This window comes from Haloarcula sp. H-hyl6, from assembly GCF_056934455.1.
In genome coordinates this window covers 710,508-734,750 of the sequence record NZ_JBRIIK010000001.1, presented here as the reverse complement: position 1 = coordinate 734,750, position 24,243 = coordinate 710,508, and the positions used below count along the sequence as shown (strand labels likewise).

The 24,243-nt window shown below is 68.6% G+C and carries 21 protein-coding genes; 6 read left to right on the top strand and 15 right to left on the bottom strand.

All coding sequences use genetic code 11. The annotated features are described in order from the left end of the window. Window positions 1-14 precede the first annotated feature (14 nt). From Hhyl6_RS03805 to Hhyl6_RS03755, 11 genes are read right to left on the bottom strand one after another with little or no spacing between them, the layout of a single operon-like run. A complete protein-coding gene (locus tag Hhyl6_RS03805) occupies window positions 15-1,214 on the bottom strand; it encodes a DHH family phosphoesterase (protein WP_483737897.1) in 1,200 nt (399 codons plus the stop codon). A gap of 43 nt (window positions 1,215-1,257) precedes the next feature. Continuing rightward, window positions 1,258-2,142: an SDR family oxidoreductase gene (locus Hhyl6_RS03800; protein WP_483739664.1), complete on the bottom strand. Its 885-nt coding sequence runs from the start codon at window positions 2,140-2,142 to the stop codon at window positions 1,258-1,260. Window positions 2,143-2,144: 2 nt separating this feature from the next. After that, window positions 2,145-2,573: a DUF5791 family protein gene (locus Hhyl6_RS03795; protein ID WP_483737896.1), complete on the bottom strand. Its 429-nt coding sequence runs from the start codon at window positions 2,571-2,573 to the stop codon at window positions 2,145-2,147. Window positions 2,574-2,607: 34 nt separating this feature from the next. Then, the gene (locus Hhyl6_RS03790; RefSeq protein WP_483737895.1) at window positions 2,608-5,625 is read right to left on the bottom strand and encodes a DUF7286 family protein; all 3,018 of its coding nucleotides are present in this window, start codon (window positions 5,623-5,625) and stop codon (window positions 2,608-2,610) included. Beyond that, the gene (locus Hhyl6_RS03785) at window positions 5,622-6,491 is read right to left on the bottom strand and encodes a DUF7284 family protein (protein ID WP_483737894.1); all 870 of its coding nucleotides are present in this window, start codon (window positions 6,489-6,491) and stop codon (window positions 5,622-5,624) included. The genes Hhyl6_RS03790 and Hhyl6_RS03785 overlap by 4 nt, the downstream gene beginning before the upstream one ends. Then, window positions 6,488-6,877 (bottom strand): DUF7285 family protein, encoded by a 390-nt coding sequence (locus Hhyl6_RS03780; protein WP_483737893.1) that lies wholly within the window; start codon window positions 6,875-6,877, stop codon window positions 6,488-6,490. Before Hhyl6_RS03780 ends, Hhyl6_RS03785 begins: the two co-directional genes overlap by 4 nt. After that, on the bottom strand, window positions 6,858-7,319 hold the full coding sequence (locus Hhyl6_RS03775; protein ID WP_483737892.1) for a DUF7283 family protein: 462 nt from the start codon (window positions 7,317-7,319) through the stop codon (window positions 6,858-6,860). The genes Hhyl6_RS03780 and Hhyl6_RS03775 overlap by 20 nt, the downstream gene beginning before the upstream one ends. A 39-nt stretch (window positions 7,320-7,358) precedes the next feature. Continuing rightward, window positions 7,359-9,056: a type II secretion system F family protein gene (locus Hhyl6_RS03770; protein ID WP_483737891.1), complete on the bottom strand. Its 1,698-nt coding sequence runs from the start codon at window positions 9,054-9,056 to the stop codon at window positions 7,359-7,361. After that, window positions 9,053-10,906, bottom strand: a complete 1,854-nt coding sequence (locus Hhyl6_RS03765; RefSeq protein WP_483737890.1) for an ATPase, T2SS/T4P/T4SS family — start codon at window positions 10,904-10,906, stop codon at window positions 9,053-9,055. Before Hhyl6_RS03765 ends, Hhyl6_RS03770 begins: the two co-directional genes overlap by 4 nt. Beyond that, the gene (locus tag Hhyl6_RS03760; protein WP_483737889.1) at window positions 10,899-11,390 is read right to left on the bottom strand and encodes a DUF7311 family protein; all 492 of its coding nucleotides are present in this window, start codon (window positions 11,388-11,390) and stop codon (window positions 10,899-10,901) included. The genes Hhyl6_RS03765 and Hhyl6_RS03760 overlap by 8 nt, the downstream gene beginning before the upstream one ends. Beyond that, window positions 11,387-11,926: a DUF7310 family coiled-coil domain-containing protein gene (locus tag Hhyl6_RS03755; RefSeq protein WP_483737888.1), complete on the bottom strand. Its 540-nt coding sequence runs from the start codon at window positions 11,924-11,926 to the stop codon at window positions 11,387-11,389. The genes Hhyl6_RS03760 and Hhyl6_RS03755 overlap by 4 nt, the downstream gene beginning before the upstream one ends. A 90-nt stretch (window positions 11,927-12,016) precedes the next feature. Between Hhyl6_RS03755 and Hhyl6_RS03750 the strand changes: the two genes are divergently transcribed. Continuing rightward, window positions 12,017-12,379 carry a DUF7966 family protein gene (locus Hhyl6_RS03750; RefSeq protein ID WP_483737887.1) on the top strand — a complete coding sequence of 121 codons (363 nt, stop codon included), beginning with the start codon at window positions 12,017-12,019 and terminating at the stop codon, window positions 12,377-12,379. Between the two features lie 19 nt (window positions 12,380-12,398). On the opposite strand, the gene Hhyl6_RS03745 is transcribed toward Hhyl6_RS03750, so the two are convergent. Beyond that, a complete protein-coding gene (locus Hhyl6_RS03745) occupies window positions 12,399-13,586 on the bottom strand; it encodes a M24 family metallopeptidase (RefSeq protein ID WP_483737886.1) in 1,188 nt (395 codons plus the stop codon). A 122-nt stretch (window positions 13,587-13,708) separates the two neighbouring features. Here Hhyl6_RS03745 and mre11 point away from each other — a divergent pair, with 122 nt between their 5' ends. Both mre11 and rad50 read left to right on the top strand, forming a co-directional pair. After that, window positions 13,709-15,022, top strand: a complete 1,314-nt coding sequence (gene mre11, locus Hhyl6_RS03740; protein ID WP_483737885.1) for a DNA double-strand break repair protein Mre11 — start codon at window positions 13,709-13,711, stop codon at window positions 15,020-15,022. Window positions 15,023-15,035: 13 nt separating this feature from the next. Then, on the top strand, window positions 15,036-17,714 hold the full coding sequence (gene rad50 / locus Hhyl6_RS03735) for a DNA double-strand break repair ATPase Rad50 (protein WP_483737884.1): 2,679 nt from the start codon (window positions 15,036-15,038) through the stop codon (window positions 17,712-17,714). Here the strand turns inward: rad50 and Hhyl6_RS03730 are convergent, their stop codons facing one another. From Hhyl6_RS03730 to Hhyl6_RS03720, 3 genes are read right to left on the bottom strand one after another with little or no spacing between them, the layout of a single operon-like run. Then, window positions 17,715-18,143 (bottom strand): DUF7346 family protein, encoded by a 429-nt coding sequence (locus tag Hhyl6_RS03730; protein ID WP_483737883.1) that lies wholly within the window; start codon window positions 18,141-18,143, stop codon window positions 17,715-17,717. Between the two features lie 24 nt (window positions 18,144-18,167). Then, window positions 18,168-18,578: a DUF7322 domain-containing protein gene (locus tag Hhyl6_RS03725; protein WP_483737882.1), complete on the bottom strand. Its 411-nt coding sequence runs from the start codon at window positions 18,576-18,578 to the stop codon at window positions 18,168-18,170. Between the two features lie 40 nt (window positions 18,579-18,618). Further along, complete coding sequence (locus tag Hhyl6_RS03720) at window positions 18,619-18,810, bottom strand: DUF7331 family protein (protein WP_483737881.1); 192 nt, start codon at window positions 18,808-18,810, stop codon at window positions 18,619-18,621. A 107-nt stretch (window positions 18,811-18,917) separates the two neighbouring features. Between Hhyl6_RS03720 and Hhyl6_RS03715 the strand changes: the two genes are divergently transcribed. From Hhyl6_RS03715 to sufB, 3 genes are all read left to right on the top strand, one after another. Beyond that, entirely contained in the window at window positions 18,918-21,722 is a 2,805-nt protein-coding gene (locus tag Hhyl6_RS03715; protein WP_483737880.1) for a DNA-directed DNA polymerase, read from the top strand. Window positions 21,723-21,845: 123 nt separating this feature from the next. Continuing rightward, window positions 21,846-22,775 carry an ATP-binding cassette domain-containing protein gene (locus tag Hhyl6_RS03710; RefSeq protein ID WP_483737879.1) on the top strand — a complete coding sequence of 310 codons (930 nt, stop codon included), beginning with the start codon at window positions 21,846-21,848 and terminating at the stop codon, window positions 22,773-22,775. A gap of 36 nt (window positions 22,776-22,811) precedes the next feature. After that, window positions 22,812-24,242 carry a Fe-S cluster assembly protein SufB gene (sufB, locus tag Hhyl6_RS03705; RefSeq protein WP_483737878.1) on the top strand — a complete coding sequence of 477 codons (1,431 nt, stop codon included), beginning with the start codon at window positions 22,812-22,814 and terminating at the stop codon, window positions 24,240-24,242. The last annotated feature ends 1 nt before the right edge of the window (window position 24,243 follow it).

The following is a 24,243-nucleotide window of genomic DNA, read 5'->3' as shown; positions in this document are numbered from 1 at the left end:
AAAAGGGGCGAGATTCAGCGCTCGCCGGACATCGCCTCGAACACCCGCTCGCGCAGGTCTTCACGGGTGATGCCGTCGCTCGGGCCGATGCCGGCCATGTACTCGACGGGAATCTGCCCGCCGCCCATCCGTGCGTGTCCCCCGCCCTCGCCCATCGGAATCGACTCGACGACGGACTCGATGGCCCGACCGATGTGGACTCTGTCGTCCCGGGACCGGCCCGCGATGCGGAGGGTCCCGTCGCACTCTCCAACCACGACGACGGCCGAGACGCCCTCCAGCGTCTCCAGTTCGTCGGCGGCCTGTGGGATGGCGTCGGTGTTCGACACCTCGCCGACGTCGCTGTACGCGAACGGCGACTGGACCACGCGCTCGGTGATGGCTCTGGCCTTCACGTCGAGGACTTCGGCGTCGATTTGGGGGTTGGCGATTCGGTTGAGGAGGTCGGAGTCGATGCCGTCGTAGAGGTACGCCGCCGCGGCGAAGTCCTCGGAGGAACACCCGTTGGTCAGCGACCGGGTATCCGACTGGATGCCGTAGATGAGGCCGGTCGCCACGTGACTCGGGAGGGCGTCCGTCGGGACGTCGGTCGTCTCGACGCCGCCGTCGGTCAGCGCCGTGTCGACGTCGTAGAAGCCCCAGTCGAGCGACTGGAAGTACTCCGCGAAGATGGTCGCACAGGCTCCGGCGTTCGTCCTGACGTCGGTGAACTGTCTCCCCGTCCCGTCGCCGGGGTGGTGGTCGACGACCGCGACCGGGTCGATGTCACCTGCACCCGGGAACCCCCGCGCGTCGTTGTGGTCGACCAGCACGACCTGCGTCGGACCGATGTCGTCTGCCGTCTCGATGCGGTCGAAGTCGAGGTCGAGTACCGTCTCGAAGGCACGGTTCTCCGGCCGGCGAATCTCGCCGGGGTAGTAGAGCGTCGCCTCGGTGTCGACGGCCGCCGCCATCTGGTCGACGGCCAGCGCCGAGGACATCGCGTCCGGGTCCGGGTTCGGGTGCATGAGCACCGCTACCTCGTCGTAGCGACTCAGTATCGAGGTGAGGTGGTCGGCGGGCGTGCGAGTCAGATACCGATAGAGCGCCACCCCGAGGCCGAAGAGGACGAGGAAGCCGACGACGGCGGCGGCGACTGTCGCCGGATTCTCCATGGCGAAGGCGGTGACCCGTTGCGCCTGCGTCGCTAGGTCCCCGGCAGCCACCTGTGACATACGGGTAGATGCTGCCGGATACGATAAGAAGGTTCCCCCAGCGTTAACGCCGGCGATACTTCCGGATAGCGGACCGGTAACCATCCCGAAACGTCGGATACGCATACTCGTATCCGAGGGACCGTAGCAGGTCGTTCGAACACCGTTTGCTGGTCCGGATACGCCGCTTCGCCGTCGACGAGAGGTCCGGGTCGGCCAACCGCTCCTCCGTCGTCTGCTTCGGCGGGAACGGGACCCCGCACTGCTCGGCGAGCCAGTCCGCGAACGCCCACTTCTCGACGGGTTCGTCGTCCACGACGAGAACGACTTCGTCGCGGTGGTCCCCCTCCAACAGGAACCGTACCGCACCGGCGGCGTCGTCGCGGTGGACCATGTTGAGGTAGCCCGCGGTTACCGGGCCCTCCAGGTACCGCTCTAGCCGGTAGCGGTCCGGGCCGTAGAGGCCGGCGAAGCGAGCGACGGTGCCGTGTCCGCCGGACTCGGCTGGCAGTTCGCGAGCGATTCGCTCGGCCTCGGCCAGCACCTCGGTCTTTTCGGTCTGCGGGTCGAGCGGCGTCGATTCGTCCACCCAGTCGCCGCCGTGGTCGCCGTAGACTCCGGTACTCGACGTGTAGACGAGGCGCTCCGGGGCCTCCTCGCGGCCCCAGAAGTGGTCCACGGCGGTCCGCAGGCCGTCGACGTACACCTCGCGGGCGGCCTCGGCGCCGCGGCCGCCGGAACTGGCCGCGAAGACGACCCAGTCCACGTCTGGCACGGCGTCGAGAGAATCGACGTCCGTTACGTCGGCCTGCACCGCGTCGAATCCCGCGTCTTCGATGGCGGCCACGCCCTCTTCGGAGCGTCGGACACCGACTACCTCGTGGGTCTCTCGCATCTGCCGTCCGAGTTCGAGGCCGACGTAGCCACACCCGAGTATCGCGACTCGCATGGTCACCGTTGCTGGCTCTCGATGTACGCGTGCAGGACGGCGTACTCGGCCAGCGTCATCGGGTAGCGTCCCTCTATCTTCTGCTGTATCTCTTTGGGCTCCATCTCGTCGTCGATGCCCGACGCCAGCGACTCGACGTCCATCACGGCCGTGGTCATCCCCATCAGGAGGATGTCCTGTGCCTCCGCCTGAATCGCGTCGGCGTCCGTTCGGTCCGGGTCGGCGGCGAGGACGGCGGCGGCCTCTGACAGCGTCAGGTCGGCGGCATCGCCCGCCGCAACGGCCTCGACGGTGTCGCGGTCGAGCGACGTCGCGGCGACCACCTCGTCGATACCGACGACTTCGACTGTCGACGCGAGTACCGATTCGTAGGCGTCCAACAGCGCCTCCGGGGACTGCTCGCCCGCCTCGGGGAACTCCGCTCTGAGCATGGGCGTCGGTACGTGCGGGGGGTATTAGTCGCTGTCACTCTCCGGGCGCGCCGGCGTCGGGCCACCCCGCCGACGTTTCGACGGCGACGCCGTTCTTGTCGCCGACGCCCCGCGGCCGCGGCGGGACGACGACCACGACGGTCGTACCGGCCCGGAAGGAGAGTCGGGTGCTGGTGCCGAGACGCTCGCCCGCTCCGTCGCCGTCCACGTCGAGACGCACCGGGTCGCCGTCCCGAGCGTACGTCGTCGTAGCGCCCGGCGTCGTCGGCGACCCGTGGTTCGCCGTCACCGCGAACCGTGCGTACTCCCCCTCGACGGTGACCACCCAGACGTTGAAGGTCAGGTAGTGTGGTGAGAACGTCGGCCACATCGGCAGTCCGGCGGGGAGCGTCTTCGTCCCCAGGCGACGCTCGGCAATCTGTTCCGCCCGCCGTCGGCCGGCGTCGGCGAGGAGGCGGCGAAACTGGTCTTCGGCGACGGTCCGCGCCGCCGCGGCCGTCTGTTCTACGAGCGGACTCCGCGGACGGGTTATCGGTCGGGTCAGCGCGTCGTCGGTGGTGCGCCGGAGGCGAACCCAGAGCCAGTCTCGCTCGACCACCGAAAGATTGCGCCGCTCGGCGGCGACGGTGGCGACGCTCGACGCCGCCGACCCGTTCGCCAGCGCCCGGCCGCGGGCGGCAGTTGAGTTCCAGCGACCCAACCCGGCCGCGACGATTCCCTCGCTCGCCGCCGCGTCCGCGCCGGTCACGTGGCCGACCGTCGCGGTCAGTTCGGCGGCGACGTGGCTGTTCGCCCGCGCCACGCGGCTCTGCAACCGCTGTCGCCGGCCGTCGAGCGTGGCGTTCGACGACTCGCCGACCGTCGCGTTCGCCGCGGCGAGTGTCGTCGCCGCCGTCGAGAGCCGCACCCTGTCGCCCGTCGCGGTCAGCCCCTCTGTCGCGGCGGCCGCGGCGTCGCCGTACGGGACCGTGAACACGTTCACGTTGCGGGCCACGAGCGGGTGCTCGCTCCCCTCGACCGCCGGATGTGCCGACTCGTCCAGCGAGGCCAGCGTGAGATACTGCGGCCGGGCGTCGACGCGGGTACGGACCGGCCCGGCGGGACCGGTCGGCACCGGCCGCGAGCGAGGGACCTGTATCTCGCGGGCGGTCAGACCTCGACGGACGTCGCGGAGGGACCCGGTGGTCCGGTTTCGGAGTTGGCCGTCCACTCGCGACCGTGTGCGCTCGTGCCGTCCCGCGCGTGCCGCGAGGCGCTGGTCGACCGCGTCGAGGTAGTCGATTCGAGCCACGACTCGTGCCTTCTGTGCCGCACTGTCGTACGCCGCCGGTGCGTCGACCAGTTCCTCGCGACGCTCGGCGAGCCGCTGGCGGAGTTCGCGCGCCGGATTGACCTCGAAGCTCCCGACCGCACCGCGTTCGGCGGTCACGTTCGTCACGCGAACTCGCTCACGCAACTGTCGAAGGTCCCGGTACACCCACGCCCGAAGCGCGTCCGGCCGCTCGCTCGTGACCGGGACGACCCTCGTCCGGAGGCGGCCGTCCGCAGCGCGCGCGGCGACGGCGTCGCGGCCGCCCGCTCGGTCGACGAGCGCTCGCTCCGCGCGCGGTTCGACGTCGGCCAGATTTGGACCGCCCAGCGGACTGCCGTCGCGCTCGTGTGCGGTCCTGATTCGGCGGTCGGGCGCGCCCGAATCGCTCTCGTGCCGACCGACGAGCGAGACGGTCACCCGCCGGCGTTCCGTCCGCTGGGTCGCCGTCGTCGTCCGCTCGGTGCCGTTCGCCCAGACGGCTACTCGTGTGTACTCGACAGCCACCCGCCGACCGAAACTGTCCAGTTCGTGCCACCCGTCGGGCGCTCTCGGCCTCGCGGGCGCGGACCCGACTGTCGTGGTGCTCTCGGTGGTCTCGTCGCTCACGAGACTCCAGTTCTGGCCCGGAGATGGGGGCCGCGGCGGGGGCCCGCCGCTCACTCGTCGACTGTCGGCGACCAGTCTTACCTCCACGGTGTAGGCCGCGGCAGTCGTCGCCGCGAGGGAACCGGGACTGGCGACCGACTCGAAGGCGTCGTCGGCCGTCCCGTTCACGCCGACGCGCATCGTCTCGTTCGGTCGGGGGTACTGCCCGGTCGGTTCCGTGCCGATGTCTTCCGTGGGAGGTCGATAGGACGTCTCTCGGAGGACCTGCTGAGAGAGGGCGCTGTTGTTGGACCCCGTAATGACGTCCTCGATGCCGACCGCTGCCGTCGCCTCGGTGAGTGCCCGTCGGCCGTCGGGGTCGCTCCGGCCGAACGTCGACCGCTGGACGCCCAGCAGGGCCCCGTTGGTCGCGAGGCTTACGTGCCGGTTCGCCACGACGTTCTCTATCGGGGCACCGCCGAACTGGGCGTACCCGCGTGCCCACGCGATGGGGTACAGCCTCGCGGTCAGGCGCTGACTCAGCCCCGGTCGTCCCACTCCGGCGTTCACCCGCCGCTCGTAGGTCTGTACCTGCTCGTGGAGTGCGAGGACCGGGGTGGGAACGACGACGGTGGGAGAGACGTCCCGACGAGTGACGGGCCGGTCTCCCCGCGTGACCGTCAGCGTGACGTTCTCGACAGTCGCCCTCAGCGCGGTGCCGTTCAGCCCAGCCCGCGCGAGATGTACACGCTCGATTGCCCGTCGATACTCACTGGTCGACTCGACGGCGGGCAGCGTCGCCGTCGCCTCGACGCCCTCGCTGGTGGCGTCGACGCGGCGCAGACGCTCGCGGACCTGTAGATACACGCGGAGGCGAAGCGCGTCTCGGAACGGTCGGGAGTCGTTCAGCGCCCGCCCGACAGAGGTGTTCGTTGGCTCCAGCACCGGATTGGCCGCCGCCCGTCGGCCCGCCGTCGCGACGCCGCTTCGAACCGCCGTCTGGGTCCCGGCCGTCGCCCGGTCGAGCGTCCGTTCGACGGCGGTCTCGGTCGGCACCGCTGTCGGCGTCAGCGTCGGTGCGAGAGTGAGACTGCTCACCAACAGGAGGACGCCCAGCAGCGCGAACGGAACGCGAGCGCGAGTGTCCGAAATCACGGTGTCCACGTCCTGACGGTGATGCGAACGCGCCCGGTTCGCATGGAGTCGGCCGCGGCGAGCGGCGTCTCGAACCGCCGTCGCACGTCGGCCTCGAAGTCGTCAGCGAGGTGGCCCGCCAGACGAGCGTTGCGGTCCTCGACCGACGCCGACGGGGCCGCCGACCCCGCTCCGGTGAGCCGACCCATCCGTCGGTAACGCGCCGCCGCGAGCCTGTCTCCGGGGTAGTCCCCGCGGAGAGCTAACCGCGTCTCTGCGGGTGGAAAGAGGCCGGTGACGACGGCCGACGCGACCACCGTGGCGACGCCGTGGAATCCCACTTCGCGCGCGGCGCGACGTGCCTTGGTGGTCGCGTCAGCCACCGGACTCGCGACGCTGAGCGTGGCCGAACGAACGTCCGCCGACGGCGGGGGCCGCTCGCCCAGTCGCATGGCCGCGCGAACCGGTGCACCGCGGTACGGCTCCCAGCGGACGCGGACGGCAGTCTGTCGGTTCTGGCTCGACAGTCGCGCTCGGGTCGCACCTGCGACCGCTCGCTCGAAGTCGGTGCCGGCCCCGGACAGTCGCTCCCCGTCGACGGCGACGCCGCTCATCGCGGCTTCGGCGAGCAGTTCGGCGACGGTCCCGTGGGCCGTCCGCTGATGGCTCGCGGTGGCGTTCGCGGTCCACTCTGGCGGTCGGCCCGGCGGATCGAGCGCGTAGGTCACGCTCGCGGTGCTACTCGCGAGCAGTTCGGCGTCTTCGGCGGCCGGGTTTCGGACTGTCGGGCCGCCACCGGTGACGGCCCCCACGACGGCGATGGCCGCGGCCCCGACGAGCAACAGGAAGACAGTCACGTCGAGGACCGTACTCGTCGCTCGACTCATCGCCAGACGACCACCCGAAGCGTACCGCGCCGGACGGTCGCCGGTGTGACGGAGACGCTGACCGTGCGGCGGGTACGCGCCGCATCAGTCGGCGGCGTCGGCCCTACGCACCACCGGCGTTCGACCCGAAGCGTGACGTTTCCCTCGTAACCCTCGGGTACGGCCGAGAGCGCGTGTTCCATCCGTTTCGGGTCGAGTACGCCGGCCGTACCGAGTCGGCGCTCGACCGAATCGGCTGTGGGTGCCGCGACGTTCCGGTCGGGACCCGACGCCGCGAACGCGTCGTCGAGGACGCCGGCGTACAGCGCCAACCCCATCGACACGGCGAAGACTGCGACGAGTGCCGCGAGGGGGTCGGTCGCGCCCCTAGCCGACGAGGACGACATCGACACCTCCCCACGCGACTCGCCTGACGGTCACCACGTCCGGCGCTGGTCGCCACTCGCTCTCGGCGGCCGGTTCCCGCTGGACGGCCCGCTGGAAGGCCTCGGGGGAACCGAACGACTGTCTCGGTGCCCGCCCGTCGAGAACCGCGGCGAGGCGTCCCCCTGTGGCTGGTACGAACCCATGGAGGGCCGACGCGTGGGTCGTCCCTCCGGTCGACCGCAGGCCGACCTGCCGAGTCGAGAGGGACCACTCGTCGGCCGTCAGTTCTCTCGTGGCGACTGACCCCGGTGGACTGGTCGAAACTTCGTCTATCAGCCCCGCGACGGCGGTCGCGTCGGGCGTCGCCGACGCCGGCATCGCGACGACGACGCCGAAGACGGCGACACTCACGGCTCCGAGGGCCACCCAGACGTACAGCGTGTCGGCGTGGGTGTCGAACATAGGGCTGGTTGGCCGCCCCTTCCGATTTAAACGATCGCGTCAGACCAGCGTCCCCACCGCCACGACGGCCGCGAGATAGGTCGCGGTCGCCGAACACAGCGCCAATCCCACGCGGTATCCGACGAGCGCCCGGTCCAGTCCGCGGTGGAGACCGGTCGAGAGCGCCGTCAACACGGCCGCGAGGGCGAGACAGTACCAGCCCACGACCGGTCCGAGTGTCGCCGTCGAGACGGCCTCGATGGGGCCGCCGCCCTCCATCGTCGCGGCGAGTGCCACCGTCGCGCCGCCGATTAGCGGGCCGAACAGCGCACCGGTGTTCGAGAGCGTCCCGGTGACCTGCGCGAGGTCACGACGCGTCTCCCGTTCGACCGCCGACAGCTCCGACAGGTGCTCGCCCATCGTCGTAATCGTCTCGCCGGCCGGCGGACCGATTTCCGCGGCCGCGTCGAGCAACGTCGCGGCTCGCCGAAGCCGCGGGCTCGGTAGGTCCGAGAGCGTCCCGTACTTCCCGGAAAACGCGTCTTCGATGCTCACACCGAGCGTCCGCTGGCGGTGAACGGTCGCATCGAGATGTTCCGAGAGCGGTGACGTCGTCTCCGTGACCGCCGCTTCGAGCGCCGCCTCGACGGACTCGCCGCGGTCGACGCGACGGCCGATTGCGGCCAGCGCGTCGGGCAAGTCTGACTCGACGTCCGAGACGTGGGCACGAACCTCACGAACCGGACGGAAGTGGACCACCAGGGCGCTCCCGACACCCGCGCCGACGGCCGTCAGTGGTGGCCCCCACCCGGGGAGTGCGACGGTGCCCGCGAGATACCCCGCACTCGTTCCCAGTGCCCCGCTCAAAACGGCTGGGACTGGTGTCGAGTGGACCTCCGGGTGCGTTCGCGGGACCGGCGTCGGCGGGAACGCGACCGGCCGGCGAGCGAGAAGCCACGCGCTCGCACCGACGAGTCCGGCGGGAAAACCCAACCCGTAGGTGACGAGGAGGAGGGACGGTGTGACCGGGACGCCAGCGGCGGTGGCCGCCGGGAGCAACGATACCATCGCCAACGGGAGCAAGACCCCGAAGGCGTACAGCATCGTCGCGGGTGCACGGAGTGAGGCCGCGAACTCCGCCATCTCCTCGCGGGTCCCCTCCAGTATCCGTCGGCGCGCCGCGGTGAGTCGCGCCTCGCGGTCGTCGGGTGCGGAGACGGCCGCCCGACGGACCAATCTGATGGCCTCGCCGAGCGCGTCGAACTCCGCGCTCCAGCGGTCCGAAAACGCACCGAGGCCGTCCCGGGGTGTCCCCCTCGCGCGTCTCCGGTACGCACCGAGACGCTCGGCGAGCAGTCCGTCGTCCGCGGCCGCGGCGAACGCCGCCGCCCGTTCGGCGCTCGGCCAGAGCGTCGTCCCGAGAACGAGCGTGGCGACGAGCGACGGGGCGGCCCCCAGCGCCCGTATCCGCCGTGCCCGTGCGGCCAGCACGACTCCGTACCGGCCCCCCAGCCCACAGGCCAGCGCCGACAGGAGGCACGCTGTGCCGACGACGGCTGTGAGCGGTCCGGCCCCGACGACGAGTGTCGCCAGCCCTGCGAGCCAGAACCCCAGTGTCGCGGCGTAACTCACCGTGAGCAACCGCTCGGCGCGGGCGTCGATACCGAGCGTCCGTGCGGCCCCGCGGTACCCTTCAGGCACCGGCACGGCGTCGGACAGTCGGTCGAGCACCCCGACAGAATCTGTCGGTCCGGTCATCCGTTCGTCGAGTCCGACTCGACCCCAGTCTGGCCGACAGTCCGGTCGGCGAACTGCGCCGTTCTCGTCTCGACGGCGTCCAACACGTCCGCGTAGGACTCGCCGGGGTCGGCGAGACGTTCGAGCAGGTGACTGGTCCCCCTGTCGAGGCGGCCCGTCGCGGTCGCACGGTCGCCCTCGCGCTCGAACAGCGACGCGAATCCGACTCCGTCGCCGCCGCGGACCTCTTCGACGGCGGCGACGCCGCGTCCGACCTCGGCCGTCGGCGGTGCGAGGGTCACGAGGAGGTCAGTCGCCGCGAACGCACTCTCGGGCACGTCGAGGTCCGAGACGAGGCGCTCGCGGACGCTCTCGCCACCCGACCCGTGAATCGTCCCCAGTACGGCGTCGTCGCCGTCGCCGACGCGCATTGCCTCGTAGAGGACGCCGGCTTCCTCGCCGCGGACCTCTCCGACCACGAGCGCACCCTCGCCGAGTCGGAGGGCCGTCCGGAGCGCGTCGGCGGCGTCTATCGAGGGACCGTCGCCGCTCGCTGTCCGCAACGGCTGGACGTCCCGGCCGTCGGCTTGCAGGTCCGTGACCGGAAGTTCCGGAGTGTCCTCGATGACCACCGTTCGGACTTCGGGGGGCAGTTCCCACAGGAGCGCCCCGAGCGTCGTGGTCTTCCCCGCGCCGCGCGGCCCGGCGACGAGACACGCCGCGCCGCGTTCGACGGCGACCGAGAGGAGACCGGCGACCGGGGGCGGGACGCTCCCGTTCGAGACGAGGTCCGGTAATCGCCACCGCCGCTCGTCGTGGGCACGGAAGGCAAAGGCGAGGCCGTCGCTCAAAGGCTCGGTGACGCCGGCGACGCGGACCTGTCTGTCAGCGACCGTGGCCGTCGCGTCGAGCGTCGGACTCGCTCGCGAGAAGGCGCGGCCGCTCGTTCGCCGGAACGTGGAGGCCAGCGACCGGGCACCGTCCGGCGTCAGTCGGACGTTCGTCCGTAGCGTCTCGCCGTCCACGCGAACCCGCAGTCGGGTCTCGCCGACGGGCGCCGTCGCGAACACGTCGGAGACGCGCGGGTCGGCGAACAGGTCTTCGAGGACGCCGAGTCCGCGAGTGTGTTTCCGGAGGACTGCGCCGAGCGCCGTCGCCGTCCCGCCGTCCTCGGTGACGGCCGCGGCCGCCTCGTGGGGACTCGGGCGCTCGTCGAGCGGAGCGGTCGCCAGTCGTTCGACGGCCGCGTCGAGCGCCGCCGTCGTCGCGGCGTCGAATTCGAACTCTCGAGGCCGAACGTGATAGCTGTCGAGTGCCGGGGCCGGCGTTTCGTAGCGGCGAACGACCGCACCTGTCTCGACCGTCCGTCGGTCCCGGAGCGCCGCGTCCTCGGGCGGAGCCGACGCGATTCGGGCGTCGCTGACGGTCGGGCCGACGTACGGTTCGAGTGCGGTATCGGGAGCCCCCCGGTCCGCGGCGATCGCCAACCCCGTCTCGGCCGCGAGGTCGGCGACGTGACCCGCTCGCCCCGTCGCCTCGGTCGCCGCCGCTAGCGGGTCACGCCGGGCGCTGTCGGCCAGTCGCTCGTCGGCGGGCGCGACCCGCGTGGCGAACCGCGCGGCAGCCACGAGCAGTCCCGCCGCGCCGTCGAGGTACGCACGTTCGACCCCGTCGCTCCGCGTTCGGACGGCGTCGACGTCGGCCGTCCCGAGTGCCTCGACCACCGTCGCCCGGCAGGCCGGGGACTCTTTCAGTCGCCCGCTCCCCGGGCAGTCGTCCGCCGCGACCGACAGCACGTCGCCGTCGAAAGTTGGGGTACAGCGGCAGGCATCCCCATCCTTCCCCTCGTCGGCTGTGAACCACTCACGCATCGGCCGACTGCCCCTCCCCGTCGCCGCTGTCGGGCGTGTCGGCCACCCGTCCGACCGTCACGACCGTCCGTCGGTCTCGCTCTCGCAACTGGAAGGTGAGCCGATGGAGGCCCGGTTCTCGGAGCGTGAGTGGTCCGTCCGCCGACCGGACCGGGACGCCGACCAGACGGGTGCTGTGGTCGCGCGCGTCGCCGACTCGCCAACTGGCGACGCCGACGCCTCCCCGTGTGTGAAACCGCAGAGTGGCGACGCCAGCGCTCGTCAGCGTTCGGGACGGCACCCGAATCTCGGCGACGCGGCGGGCACCCGACCCGACGGTCGGGTCGTCGGTGGCGACCATCGTCTCCAAACGGGCCGAGAGTGCGGACAGTTGCCGTTCGACGGCGGCGTTGGCGGCGTCGGCCTGCGCCGTCGAGAGGGCGGGACCGGTCGCCGCGAGGAGCGCGGCAGTGAGCGCCGCGCCGAGGGCCAAGCGCGCTATCACAGCAGCGCCCGTATCTGTTCGATGACGCCCGCGTCGGCCGTCGCCGACCGGTCGTCGGTCTCGCCGTCAGCGAGCGAGTCGGTCTGCCCGGTGTCGGGACGCGAGTTCCGGGCGTCCTCGCGGTGGCCCGTCGTCCGGTCGGACGGCGAACGCGCCGTCGGTGCGCTCGACTCGCCCGTCGGTCCTCCGTCCGGCCCGTGCTCCGCGCCGGGGACCGACCCCCTTCCCTGCTCCGACCCGTGGTCTAACTCGTCGAGGCGTCGTTCGATGCGGTCCGTAGCGGCGAGGGCGCTGTCGGCGCGTTGCTCGACGGCCTCGTTGACCGAGCGGACGTTGCCGACGTACCCTCGGAGGGCCTGCGTCGCCGCTTCGAGTTCCGATGCGCGCTCGTCCAGTCGCTCGACGCGCTCCTCGACTGCCGCGATGCGCGCGTCCAGTTCCGAGAGGTCACCGGCCGCCGGTACGTCGCAGTCGCCGTCGGTGACGGCGCGCTCGACGGTCCTGACCCGCTCTTCCAGCGTCTTCACGTCGGTCATGGACGGCCGTCGCCTCGTTTCGGTACTTGAACCTTCGGAGCGGCGGGGGCTGACCGAACCTTCTTGAGGGATGCCGGACCCAGACGGCCCGTGGCAGACGACGAACAGGTGAAAGCGGCGCTCGCGGCGCTCGCACACGGCGAGGGAGAGACTGCCGACCGGTGGGTCCCCGACCGTCGTCGTACCGGCGGCCGAGCGGCGGACGACCGGTCGCAGGTGGCCGACTCGGAGGACTACCGCGCAGTCATCGAGGCGGCCGTCCGGGCCGTAGACGACCTCGAAGCGGCCGCAACGTTCGCCGAGACGGTGGGTGTCGACGCCCTCGAACAGGCGGTCGAACTGGCCGAACGCGAGGTGAGCGGGTTGGCCGAGGAGGGACGGACCGCGCTCGACGCGTTCGAGCGGTTCCGTGCGGTCGCGAACGCTGGCGAGAGTGGACGCGAGCGGGAGTAAATCGGTGGCTACCGGCGTCCTACCTGCGAATCGTGTTCGCCTCGATGTCTCGGGGGAAGTAGGTGAGCCACTCGACACCGTCCTCGGTGACGGCGATGGTGTCCGAGTGCCGGTAGCCGAACTCGTCGGTGTAGACGCCCGGTTCGATGGTGTACACCTGTCCGGGCTGAATCAGGGCGTCGTCGCCGTCGACGTGGTCCGCGTCGCTCCAGCCCCGGTCGAGGTAGGGCGGTTCGTGAGCGCCCAGCCCGATGTTGTGACCGACGTGGTGCTGTGCGAGGTCGGCGACGCCCTGTTCGACGAAGAAGTCGTGGACCGCCTCGTCGACGTGGGCCACCTCGACGCCGGGGCCGAGCGCGTCGATGGCGACGTCCTGTGCCTCCTTCATCAGCGCGAAGTAGTGGCGCTGGTCGTCGCTCGGGTCGCCGACGAACATCGTCCGTTCGAGTTCGGAGTGGTAGCCGTCGACGTTCGCGGACGCGCCGGTGACGAGGACGTCGCCCTCCGAGAGCCGTTCGTTGGGCGTGTGACCGTGCGGGAGGGCCGTCTCCTCACCGGAGATGTAGCCGGCGTGGACCGGCCCGCTCCCCCGGACGCGCTCGACGTAGCGGTCACCGAGCGTATCCAGCATCGCACGGGAGGCGTCGGTGGAGGCCCGCTGAGAGACGGTCGCCGGGTGTGCGCCGACTTCGGTGTAGTCCGCCAGATAACGGTGACCGAGGTTCGCCCACTTCGCGGACTCGCGAATCAGGTCGATTTCGGCGTCGCTCTTCTCCCAGCGCATCCGGTCGACCCACGACTGGGTCTCCACCTCGACGAACACCGAGAGCGCCGGCCCCTCGTACCCCATCACGCCCGGCGCGCCGTCGGCGTCGGCGGCGACTCGCTCGACGCCGAGGCCGTCGAGCATCGCCGCGGCCGTCTCGACGGGGTGACCTTGGGGGTAGTCGAAGTAGTCGTGGACGGCGTCGATGTGGGGATTCGGAGCGACGCGTTCGACTTCCAGCCGCGGCACCGTAATCTCGATGCGGTCCAGCGTGAGCGCGAGGACGACCGGCCGCTCGGTCTGTATGTGCGCGAAGCCGCTGACGTACTCGATGGCCGTCGCACCGAACCAGACGGCGGCGTCCGCGTCCGTCTCGGCCAGTTCCTGCCGGACGGACTCGATTCGGTCCCGATAGGCCGACGCTGGGAGCTGTGTCGCCATGCCACTGCCTTCGGTGCGAGCGCCAAAAGTCCGGGGGCGGGAGACGCCCACTCCAGCGCCGCCGACTACTTTCACCGTGGTCGCGACACCTCTTTAGGAGGGCATTGCATACGACCCGACAGATGACACGGGTGATACACACCGGCGACACGCACATCGGGTACCAGCAGTACCACGTACCCGAGCGCCGGCAGGACTTCCTCGACGCCTTCCGCCGCGTCGTCCGCGACGCCATCGAGGACGACGTCGAGGCCGTCGTCCACGCGGGGGACCTGTTTCACGACCGGCGGCCGACGCTCTCGGACATCATGGGGACGCTCGAGGTACTGGAGGAACTCGCGGACGCCGACGTCCCCTTCCTCGCCGTCGTGGGCAACCACGAGGCCAAGCGAGACGCTCAGTGGCTCGACCTCTACGAGTCGCTGGGGCTGGCGACGCGGCTGGACGCCGACCCGACCGTCGTCGGCGACACCGCTTTCTACGGCCTCGACTTCGTCCCGCGGTCGAAGCGGGACGACTTGGACTACGCCTTCGCGCCCCACGACGCCGACCACGCGGCGCTGGTGACCCACGGCCTGTTCCAGCCGTTCGACTACGGCGACTGGGACGCCGCCGAAGTCCTCTCGGAATCGTCCGTCGACTTCGACGCCCTGTTGCTCGGAGACAACCACAAGCCGGGGAAACAGGAAGTCGAGGGCGCGTGGGTCACCTACTGCGGGTCGACCGAGCGCGCAAGCGCCAGCGAACGCGAGGACCGGGGGTACAACATCGTCACCTTCGACGGCGAGACGCGCATCACCCGGCGCGGCCTCGACACCCGCGAGTTCGTCTTCGTCGACGTGGACCTCGGTCCGGAGGAGGGAGTCGAACGAGTCCGGAGCCGCGTCGGCCAACACGACCTAGAGGACGCCGTCGTCATCGTCAGCATCGACGGCGACGGCGACCCAATCGCCCCGGCCAGCGTCGAGGAGTTCGCGCTGGAGGAGGGTGCGCTCGTCGCCCGGGTCACCGACCATCGGGAGTTGGCGAGCGAGGAACGTGAGGCCAGCGTGAGTTTCGCCGACCCCGACGACGCCGTCTCCGAGCGAGTGCGGGAACTCGGTCTCAGCGAGGCCGCCCGCGACATCGACGAGACCGTTCGGGCGTCGAAAGTCGCCGACGCCAACGTGGCCGACGCAGTCGAGAGCCGGATTCGCGAACTGGTCGACGAGAACCCCGACGCCCTGACTGGCACGCCCGATGCGGCGGACGACGAGGCGAATGTCGGCACGGCCGACGCCGACGCGGCCGCGGCGACGGCCGAAGCGGACGGCGGCGAGACGGACGGCGTTGCGTCGAGCGCGACAGGGACGGACGGGAAGATGGACGACCGCGCGGAGAGGGAGGTCGACCCCGCGGACGGCGAGGACCAATCCAGCATGGAGGAGTTCCTGTGAGGGGGGATTGCTGATGCGGTTCCAGCGCGTCCGTCTGGAGAACTTCAAGTGCTACGACGACGCCGACCTCACCGTCGGACCCGGCGTCACGGTCATCCACGGCCTCAACGGGAGCGGGAAGTCCTCCCTCTTGGAGGCGTGTTTCTTCGCCCTCTACGGGTCGAAGGCCATCGACGAGAACTTAGACGAGGTGGTCACCATCGGGGCCGACGACTGCACCGTCGAACTGTGGTTCAGTCACGCCGGCGGCGACTACCACCTCACGCGTCGGGTGCGGAACACGGGGGAGCGAGCGACCACCGCCAAGTGCGTCCTCGAAACCCCCGAGGACACGTTCGAGGGCGCGCGGGCCGTTCGCCGCCGCGTCACCGAACTCCTGCGGATGGACAGCGAGGCGTTCGTCAACTGCGCCTACGTCCGGCAGGGCGAGGTGAACAAACTCATCAACGCCTCGCCGAGCGACCGGCAGGACATGCTCGACGACCTCCTGCAACTGGGCAAACTGGAGGAGTACCGCGAACGGGCCAGCGACGCCCGCGTCGGCGTCAAGCGCGTGCGAGACGACAAACAGAGCCGCGTCTCGCAACTGGACGAGCAAATCGAATCCAAGGAGGACCGAAACCTCCACGAGCGGTTGAACGCGCTCGAATCTGACCTCTCGGAGACGCAGTCCGAAATCGAGCGCATCGAAGGGCAACGCGAGACGGCCGCGGAGACGCTGGAGCAGGCACAGTCCGTCCTCGAAGAGTACGAGGAGCGCCGCGAGACGCTTTCGGAACTGACCGCCGAAATCGAGGATTTGGAGGCCGAGATTACCGAAACCGAGAGCGAGCGCGACCGTCTCAAACAGCGCATCGCCGACCTGAAGGAGGAGCGCGAGTCGCTGGAGTCGGACCTCGAAGCGACGCTCGCCGAGACCGAGTTGGACGAGGCCGACGCGGACGCCGTCGCCGCCCGCCTGAACGAGTTGGAGGACCGCGCCGACGACCTCCGCTCGCGCATCGAGGAACAGCGAGTCGAGGCCCAGAAGCACAGCGGCGAGGCCGACTCGCTCGAGTCGAAGGCCGAGGACCTCCAGTCTCGGGCCGACGCCAAGCGCGAGGAGGCGGCCGACCTCGAATCGGACGTCGAGAGCGCACGAGAGAGCGTCGCGGACCGCCGCGAGAAACTCGCCGACATCGACGACGACATCGAGACGCTCGAGGCCCGGTTCGAGGAGAGCGACGTCGAACGGAGCGAGGCGGCGAGTCATCGGGACGCCGTCGCCGAGGACCTAGAGGAGGCCCGCCAGCGCGTGACCGAACTGGAGACGAAACTCCGGAGCGAGCGCGAATCCCTTCGGGAGGCCGAGGAACTGCTCGAGGCCGGCAAGTGTCCTGAGTGCGGGCAGGACGTCGAGGACTCGCCGCACGTCGAGTCCATCGAGGACGACCGGGAACGGGTCGCCGAACTGGAGTCGACGTTGGACGACGCCCGTGAGACGGTCGAGACGCTCCAAGCCGACCGCGAACGGGCCGAATCGCTGGCCAAGGCCGCCGACCGACTGTCGACGCTCGAAGCCAACCGCTCGAACGTGGTGCAACTCATCGAGGAGAAGGAGTCGGGCCTCGAAGCCGACGAACAGCGCATCGAGGAACTCCGCGAGGCCGCCGCGGAACTCGAATCCGAGGCCGAGGAGAAGCGCGAGGCGGCCGAGGAGGCCGAACAGCAGGCCGCCGACTGTCGGTCGGTCATCGGCGAGTGCAATCAGGAACACCAGCGGGTCAAACAGGCCATCCAGCGGCTAGAGCAGGTGGCGGACCTACTGGAGGACGTCGACGAGCGCGAGACGGAAATCGAACAGCGACGCCAGCAACGCTCACAGCAGGCCGAGATGAACGAGCAGCGTCGGGAGCGCCTCGCCGAGAAGCGCGAGCGAAAGCAGGACCTCTCTGAGAAGGTCGACGAGTCCCGCGTCGAGGAGGCACGGTCGGAGAAACAGCGAGCGTCGGACTACATCGAACAGGCCGACGCCAAACTCGACGAACTGCGCGAACAGCGAGACGAGACACAGAGCGCCATCGGGGCCGTCGAGAACGAGATAGCGGCGCTCGAGGACCTGCGCGAACAGCGCGAGGCACTGGCCGACGACCTCTCGAAATTGGAGGGGCTGTACGACGAAGCCGAACAGCTACAGGGGATGTACGGCACGCTCCGGGCCGAACTGCGCCAGCGGAACGTCGAGACGCTCGAGCGGATGCTCAACCAGACGTTCTCGCTGGTGTACCAGAACGACTCGTACTCCCACATCGAACTCGACGGGGAGTACCAGCTGACGGTGTTCCAGAAGGACGGCGACCCCCTCGAACCCGAACAGCTATCGGGCGGCGAGCGGGCGCTGTTCAACCTCAGCCTGCGCTGTGCCATCTACCGACTGCTCGCGGAGGGCATCGAGGGGTCGGCCCCGATGCCGCCGCTCATCCTCGACGAACCGACCGTCTTCCTCGACTCGGGCCACGTCACGCAACTGCTGGACCTCGTGGAGTACATGCGCGACGAGGTGGGCGTCGAGCAGATTCTTGTCGTCAGTCACGACGAGGAACTCGTCGGGGCCGCCGACGACCTCGTCCGCGTCGAGAAGGACGCGACGTCGAACCGGTCGCACGTCGACCGGGTCGAGCGAATCGAGGAGTCCGTGGCGGAACTGGCCTGATTACTCGCTGGCGGTCAGTATCCGGAGGGCGTCGCCCGCCGCGTCCGTCGCGTCGTAACCCCGCTGACCGGTCACCTCGGCTTCCTCGACGAGGCCCGCCGCACGGAACTCCCCCAGCAGGCCGTGCAGGTCGCTCTCACAGAGGTCGTAGCTGTCCAGTAGGTCGTGGACCGAGAGGGGGCCGCGGGCGTCGAGTTCCACGAGGAGACCCAGCGACCGGTCGTCGTGGGCCGCCGTGACGACGGTCCGGACGTCGCTCGGCACCGCACCCGCGGCCGTCGCGAGCGGCGATTCGCCCTCGACCGGTTCGAGGTCCTCGTTCGGGAGGTGGCGCTCGGCCCCCGTCTCGGGGTTCCGGACGAGACTCGCGTCGCTGGACTCCTTCACCAGAATGTAGCGGGTACCCGAGGCGTCCCGAACGGTGCGCATGGGTCGGCTAGCCGGCGGTCGCGGTTAGCCGTTGTGGTCGGCGTCGTCCCCGTTCGGGGACTCGTCGGGGTCGGACTCATCGGCAGAATCGCTGTCGCTCTCGCGGTCCTGTCTGAACCTGACGTAGCGGAAGGTCCCGTAGGCGAAGGCGACGAACCCGACGAGGAACACTTGCAGACCGAGGTCGACCTGCCCCTCGAAGTAGACCAGCATCGGCCCGACGGAGAGGCCCAACAGCGCGACGTTGAACACGAGGACGAGTTTCCAGAACAGGGCGGCGGCGTCGCTGTTCGCGCCGCCGTCCGGAGGACTGGGCGCTTTCGGGACGTCCGGGCCGAGACTCTCCGGGTCGAACTCCTCGGGTTCGTAGGGGCTCTTCTCCGAGAGGACCCCCGGCGCGTCGGCCGGGTCGTCTTCGTCGGGACCGTCTAGCACGACTCTCCGTGGGACCGCGACCACCAAAAGGACTTCTCAGTCAGGTCGCGTCCCGCAGTTTGAGCGTGGTGTCAGTCTGAATCCACGCCAGCGGGTGTTGGGCGTCGTAGAACACTGTCCCCTGTTCGGTCTCGTAGGTCTCGGTGGTCTGCACGGCGTCCGGGAGTGCAGGCTCCGACCGAATATCGTCCGCCCTGTCCGACTGACCGTCGGGAGATGCGTGGTGCGACATGGGGACGTCGTGCGTTGGTATGACATTCCATACCATATATCTTCTGTCCGTGTCAAACACCGCCGACCACCGACGTTTTTATCCGTGGTCTCGAAGGGTCGCCAAGAATGAGTGACGAAGGCCAACGCACCTTCGGGGATTTCCAGAACGAGGGTGCGGGCGAGGACCGGCCGGCCGAGGAGGCAGCGGCCGTCGCCGGCGACGGGGGCAACGGTGCGAGCGTCGTCGACATCGACGAGCGCCAGTTCCCCGACGTCGAGGAGACAGTCGAGTTCGTTGTCACGCAGGTGGACTACACGGTGGAGGGACGGGGCGACGACGAGTTCCCCGTGGTCCACGTCTTCGGGCGGACCGAGGCGAACGACCCGGTCCACGCACGCGTCTACGAGTTCAAGCCGTACTTCTACGCGCCGGCCGGCAGCGTCGGCGAGGACAGACTCCGGCAGTACGACCGCATCACCGGGTGGGAGAAGTCCGACGCCGACGGCGACCCCTACGAGTCCATCCGCGGAGAGCGCCTCGTGAAGATATTCGGCCAGACGCCGCGGGACGTCGGGCAGATGCGGGACGACTTCGACCACTACGAGGCGGACATCCTCTTCCCGAACCGCCTGCTCATCGACAAGGACATCACCAGCGGGATCCGGGTCCCCGCCCGCGAACTGGACGACGGGAGCTACAAGGTCCACCACGAGGAGGTTTCGCCGGTCGACGCCAGCGCCGAACCGCGCGTGAACACCTTCGACATCGAAGTGGACGACCGGCACGGCTTCCCCGAAGAGGGCGAGGAGACCATCGTCTGTCTCACCTCCCACGACTCCTACGAGGACGAGTACGTCGTCTGGTTGTACGAGTCGCCCGACGGCATCGAGGGGCCGGCGGCGCTCGCCGAGTACGACCCCATCCGCGAGGACGCGGACTTCGAGGCCGACGTGCGCGTGTTCGAGCGAGAGGAGGCGATGCTGGAGGCGTTCGTCGACTACGTCGTCGAGACGGACCCGGACGTGCTGACTGGGTGGAACTTCGACGACTTCGACGCGCCGTACCTGCTGGACCGACTCGACGAACTGTCGAGTCCGGCCCACGACTACGACCTCGACGTGAACCGCCTCTCGCGGGTGAACGAGGTGTGGCGCAGCGACTGGCAGGGCCCCGACATCAAGGGTCGTGTCGTCTTCGACCTGCTGTACGCCTACAAGCGCACGCAGTTCACCGAACTGGAGTCCTATCGGCTGGACGCCGTCGGCGAACAGGAACTCGGCGTCGGCAAGGAGCGGTACACCGGCGACATCGGCGACCTCTGGGAGGAGAACCCCGAGCGCCTGCTGGAGTACAACCTCCGGGACGTGGAACTCTGCGTCGAGTTGGACCGGGAACAGGACATCATCGACTTCTGGGACGAGGTCCGCACGTTCGTCGGGTGCAAACTGGAGGACGCCACGACGCCCGGCGACGCCGTCGACATGTACGTCCTGCACAAACTGTACGGGGAGTACGCGCTCCCTTCGAAGGGTCAACAGGAGAGCGAGGACTACGAGGGTGGGGCCGTCTTCGACCCCATCACCGGGGTCCGCGAGAACGTCACGGTGCTGGACCTGAAGTCGCTGTACCCGATGTGCATGGTGACGACCAACGCGAGTCCCGAGACGAAGGTCGACCCCGACCGATACGACGGCGACACCTACGTCGCACCCAACGGGACCCACTTCCGGAAGGAACCGGACGGCGTCATCCGGGAGATGGTCGACGAACTGCTGACCGAACGCGAGGAGAAGAAGGGCCTGCGAAACAGCCACGACCCGGACGACCCCGAGTACGAGCGCTACGACCGCCAGCAGGCCGCCGTGAAGGTCATCATGAACTCGCTGTACGGCGTGCTGGGGTGGGACCGGTTCCGCCTCTACGACAAGGAGATGGGCGCGGCCGTCACGGCCACCGGCCGGGAGGTCATCGACTACACAGACGAAGTCGTGGCCGAGGAGGGGTACGAAGTCGTCTACGGCGACACCGACTCCGTGATGTTGCAGGTCGGCGACGTCGGCCCCGAAGACGTCGACGGCGAGGTCGAAGTCACCGACGAGATACGGGCGAAACACCCCGAGATGGACGACGACGAACTGCTGACCGTCGCGGCGACCATCGAGAAGGGGTTCGAACTGGAGGACGTCATCAACGCCTCCTACGACGAGTTCGCCAGCGAGCGCCTGAACGCCGAGGACCACCGGTTCCAGATAGAGTTCGAGAAACTGTATCGCCGGTTCTTCCAAGCGGGCAAGAAGAAGCGCTACGCCGGCCACATCGTCTGGAAGGAGGGCAAGCACGTCGACGACATCGACATCACCGGCTTCGAGTACCAGCGCTCGGACATCGCGCCCATCACCAAGCGGGTCCAGAAGGAGGTCATCGACCGCATCGTCCACGGGGACACCACGGAGAACATCAAGGAGTACGTCGGCGAGGTCATCGAGGACTATCAGGACGGCAACGTCGACTACGACGACGTGGGTATCCCCGGCGGCATCGGGAAGAAACTGGACAACTACGACACCGACACCGCGCAGGTGCGCGGGGCGAAGTACGCCAACCTCCTGTTGGGGACGAACTTCCAGAGCGGGTCCAAACCGAAGCGACTGTACCTCGACCGGGTCCACGCGGACTTCTTCGAACGCGTCGAGGACGAACTCGGTCTCGACCCCAAGCGTGACCCCCTCTACGGCGAGTTCCGCCGGGACCCTGACGTCATCTGCTTCGAGTACGCCGACCAGATTCCCCCGGAGTTCGAGGTGGACTGGGACAAGATGCTCGACAAGACGCTGAAGGGGCCTATCGCCCGAATCCTCGAGGCGCTCGACATCTCGTGGGACGAAGTCAAGTCCGGGCAGGAACAGACCGGACTCGGCCAGTACATGTAACCGGCCGACGGCGGCTTTTCGGCTCGGAGAAATATTGTTTCTGTATACTGAATTCGAGTTCGTCGCAATGCGAAAGCTTGATGGGTCAAACGTACCTCTTTTCGGTTGACCTAAGAGACTACTATGGCTGTACTCGAAATCAACAATCTCCACGCGGAAGTCGCAGAAGAGGACGGTGAGACGATTCTTCGCGGTGTCGACCTCGAAGTCAACTCGGGCGAGATTCACGCCCTGATGGGCCCCAACGGGTCGGGGAAGTCGACGACGGCGAAGATTATCGCCGGCCACCCCGCCTACGAGGTCACGGACGGCGAGGTCCTCATCCACCTCGAAGACGACGAGTTCGGCGAGGACTTCGAGATTCCCGAGGACATGCGCACGTGGAATCTGCTCGACCTCGAACCGAACGAACGCGCGGCGCTGGGCATCTTCCTCGGCTTCCAGTATCCCGCCGAAATCGAGGGCGTCACGATGGTCAACTTCCTCCGGACGGCACTCAACGCCAAACTCGAAGAGCGCGAGGAACTGTTCGAGGACGAGGACGAGGAGGCCGACGCCGAGGGCGGGGACACCAACGAGGACGCCGCCGGCTACGACACCTCCCCGATGGAGGGCAACGTCGAGGAAGGCGAAATCGGCGTCGCCGAGTTCCAGGAGATTCTCCAGGAGAAGATGGAGCAACTCGACATGGACGAGAAGTTCGCCTCTCGCTACCTCAACGCCGGCTTCTCCGGCGGTGAGAAGAAGCAGAACGAGGTCCTCCAGGCCGCCATCCTCGAACCGTCCATCGCGGTGCTGGACGAAATCGACTCCGGGCTGGACATCGACCGACTGCAGGACGTCTCGAACGGCATCAACGCGCTCCGCGACGAGCAGGGTGCCGGTATCCTCCAGATTACCCACTACCAGCGCATCCTCGACTACGTCGAACCCGACCACGTCCACGTGATGCTCGACGGCCAGATTGCCAAGTCCGGCGGTCCGGAACTGGCCGAGCAACTCGAAGACGAGGGGTACGACTGGGTCCGCGAGGAAGCCTACGAGGCCGCGTAACACCCTTCCCTCCACAACCACAACACCTACACAACAATGAGCTCAGACCAAGACCACCTCAAAGAGACAGACACCGAGGCTCGCTTCGAGTTCAAGAAGGAGGAGAACTCCGCCTTCGAGACCGAGAAGGGCCTCACCGAGGAGACCGTACGGGTCATCTCGGAAGACAAGGACGAACCCGAGTGGATGCTCCAGCGACGCCTGCGCGCGCTGGAGCAGTTCCAAGAGATGCCGATGCCCGAGGGCTGGCCCGGTGCGCCGGACCTCTCGGAAGTCGACATCGAGGACATCGTGCCGTACATCCGCCCGGACATCGAGACCCGCGGCGGCGCCGAGTCGTGGGAGGACCTCCCCGAGGAGATTCAGGACACGTTCGACAAACTGGGCATCCCGGAAGCCGAGAAGAACGCCCTCTCGGGCGTCGGCGCTCAGTACGAGTCCGAAATCGTCTACCAGAACATGCAGGAGCGCTGGGAGGAGAAAGGCGTCATCTTCTGTGACATGGACAAGGCCGTCCAGGAGCACGAAGAACTCGTCAAGGAGCACTTCATGACGAAGTGCGTCCCCCCGAGCGACAACAAGTTCGCCGCGCTCCACGGTGCGGTGTGGTCCGGCGGGTCGTTCGTCTACATCCCGGAGGACACCACCGTCGAGATGCCCGTGCAGGCGTACTTCCGCATGAACTCGGAGGGGATGGGCCAGTTCGAGCACACGCTCATCATCGCCGAGGACAACTCCGAGGTCCACTACATCGAGGGCTGTTCCGCCCCGAAGTACTCGGCGTTCAACCTCCACTCCGGCGGCGTCGAAGTGTTCGTCGGCGAGAACGCCCACGTCCAGTACTCCACGGTGCAGAACTGGTCGAAGAACACCTACAACCTCAACACCAAGCGCGCCATCTGTGAGGCCGACGGTACGATGGAGTGGGTCTCCGGCAGCATGGGCTCGAAGGCCACGATGCTGTACCCCTCCACCGTCCTCAAAGGCCCCGGCGCGACGGACAACCACATCACCATCGCCATGGCTGGCGAGGGACAGGACATCGACACTGGCGCGAAGGTCTACCACAACGCGCCCGAGACGAAGTCCACCATCGAGTCCAAGTCCATCGCGAAGGACGGCGGCCGCACGAACTACCGCGGCCTCGTCCACATCGCCGACGGCGCCGAGAACTCCTCGACGTCCGTCGAGTGTGACGCGCTGATGTTCGACAACGACTCCACCTCCGACACGATGCCGTACATGGAGATTCAGGAGTCGAAAGTCGACGTCGCCCACGAGGCGACCGTCGGCAAAATCGGCGACGAGGACGTATTCTACCTCCAGTCGCGCGGACTGGACGACGACGACGCGAAACAGATGATCGTCGCCGGGTTCATCGAACCCATCACGGAGGAACTGCCCATCGAGTACGCAGTCGAACTCAACCGCCTCATCGAACTGGAGATGGAGGGCTCGCTCGGATAAT

Excerpts from the sequence above, each read along its gene's own strand:
- Hhyl6_RS03805 (WP_483737897.1), bottom strand. The coding sequence starts at position 1,214 with ATGTCACAGGTGGCTGCCGGGGACCTAGCGACGCAGGCGCAACGGGTC.
- Hhyl6_RS03800 (WP_483739664.1), bottom strand. The coding sequence starts at position 2,142 with ATGCGAGTCGCGATACTCGGGTGTGGCTACGTCGGCCTCGAACTCGGA.
- Hhyl6_RS03795 (WP_483737896.1), bottom strand. The coding sequence starts at position 2,573 with ATGCTCAGAGCGGAGTTCCCCGAGGCGGGCGAGCAGTCCCCGGAGGCG.
- Hhyl6_RS03785 (WP_483737894.1), bottom strand. The coding sequence starts at position 6,491 with ATGAGTCGAGCGACGAGTACGGTCCTCGACGTGACTGTCTTCCTGTTG.
- Hhyl6_RS03780 (WP_483737893.1), bottom strand. The coding sequence starts at position 6,877 with ATGTCGTCCTCGTCGGCTAGGGGCGCGACCGACCCCCTCGCGGCACTC.
- Hhyl6_RS03775 (WP_483737892.1), bottom strand. The coding sequence starts at position 7,319 with ATGTTCGACACCCACGCCGACACGCTGTACGTCTGGGTGGCCCTCGGA.
- Hhyl6_RS03770 (WP_483737891.1), bottom strand. The coding sequence starts at position 9,056 with ATGACCGGACCGACAGATTCTGTCGGGGTGCTCGACCGACTGTCCGAC.
- Hhyl6_RS03765 (WP_483737890.1), bottom strand. The coding sequence starts at position 10,906 with ATGCGTGAGTGGTTCACAGCCGACGAGGGGAAGGATGGGGATGCCTGC.
- Hhyl6_RS03755 (WP_483737888.1), bottom strand. The coding sequence starts at position 11,926 with ATGACCGACGTGAAGACGCTGGAAGAGCGGGTCAGGACCGTCGAGCGC.
- Hhyl6_RS03745 (WP_483737886.1), bottom strand. The coding sequence starts at position 13,586 with ATGGCGACACAGCTCCCAGCGTCGGCCTATCGGGACCGAATCGAGTCC.
- mre11 (WP_483737885.1), top strand. The coding sequence starts at position 13,709 with ATGACACGGGTGATACACACCGGCGACACGCACATCGGGTACCAGCAG.
- rad50 (WP_483737884.1), top strand. The coding sequence starts at position 15,036 with ATGCGGTTCCAGCGCGTCCGTCTGGAGAACTTCAAGTGCTACGACGAC.
- Hhyl6_RS03730 (WP_483737883.1), bottom strand. The coding sequence starts at position 18,143 with ATGCGCACCGTTCGGGACGCCTCGGGTACCCGCTACATTCTGGTGAAG.
- Hhyl6_RS03720 (WP_483737881.1), bottom strand. The coding sequence starts at position 18,810 with ATGTCGCACCACGCATCTCCCGACGGTCAGTCGGACAGGGCGGACGAT.
- Hhyl6_RS03715 (WP_483737880.1), top strand. The coding sequence starts at position 18,918 with ATGAGTGACGAAGGCCAACGCACCTTCGGGGATTTCCAGAACGAGGGT.
- Hhyl6_RS03710 (WP_483737879.1), top strand. The coding sequence starts at position 21,846 with ATGGCTGTACTCGAAATCAACAATCTCCACGCGGAAGTCGCAGAAGAG.
- sufB (WP_483737878.1), top strand. The coding sequence starts at position 22,812 with ATGAGCTCAGACCAAGACCACCTCAAAGAGACAGACACCGAGGCTCGC.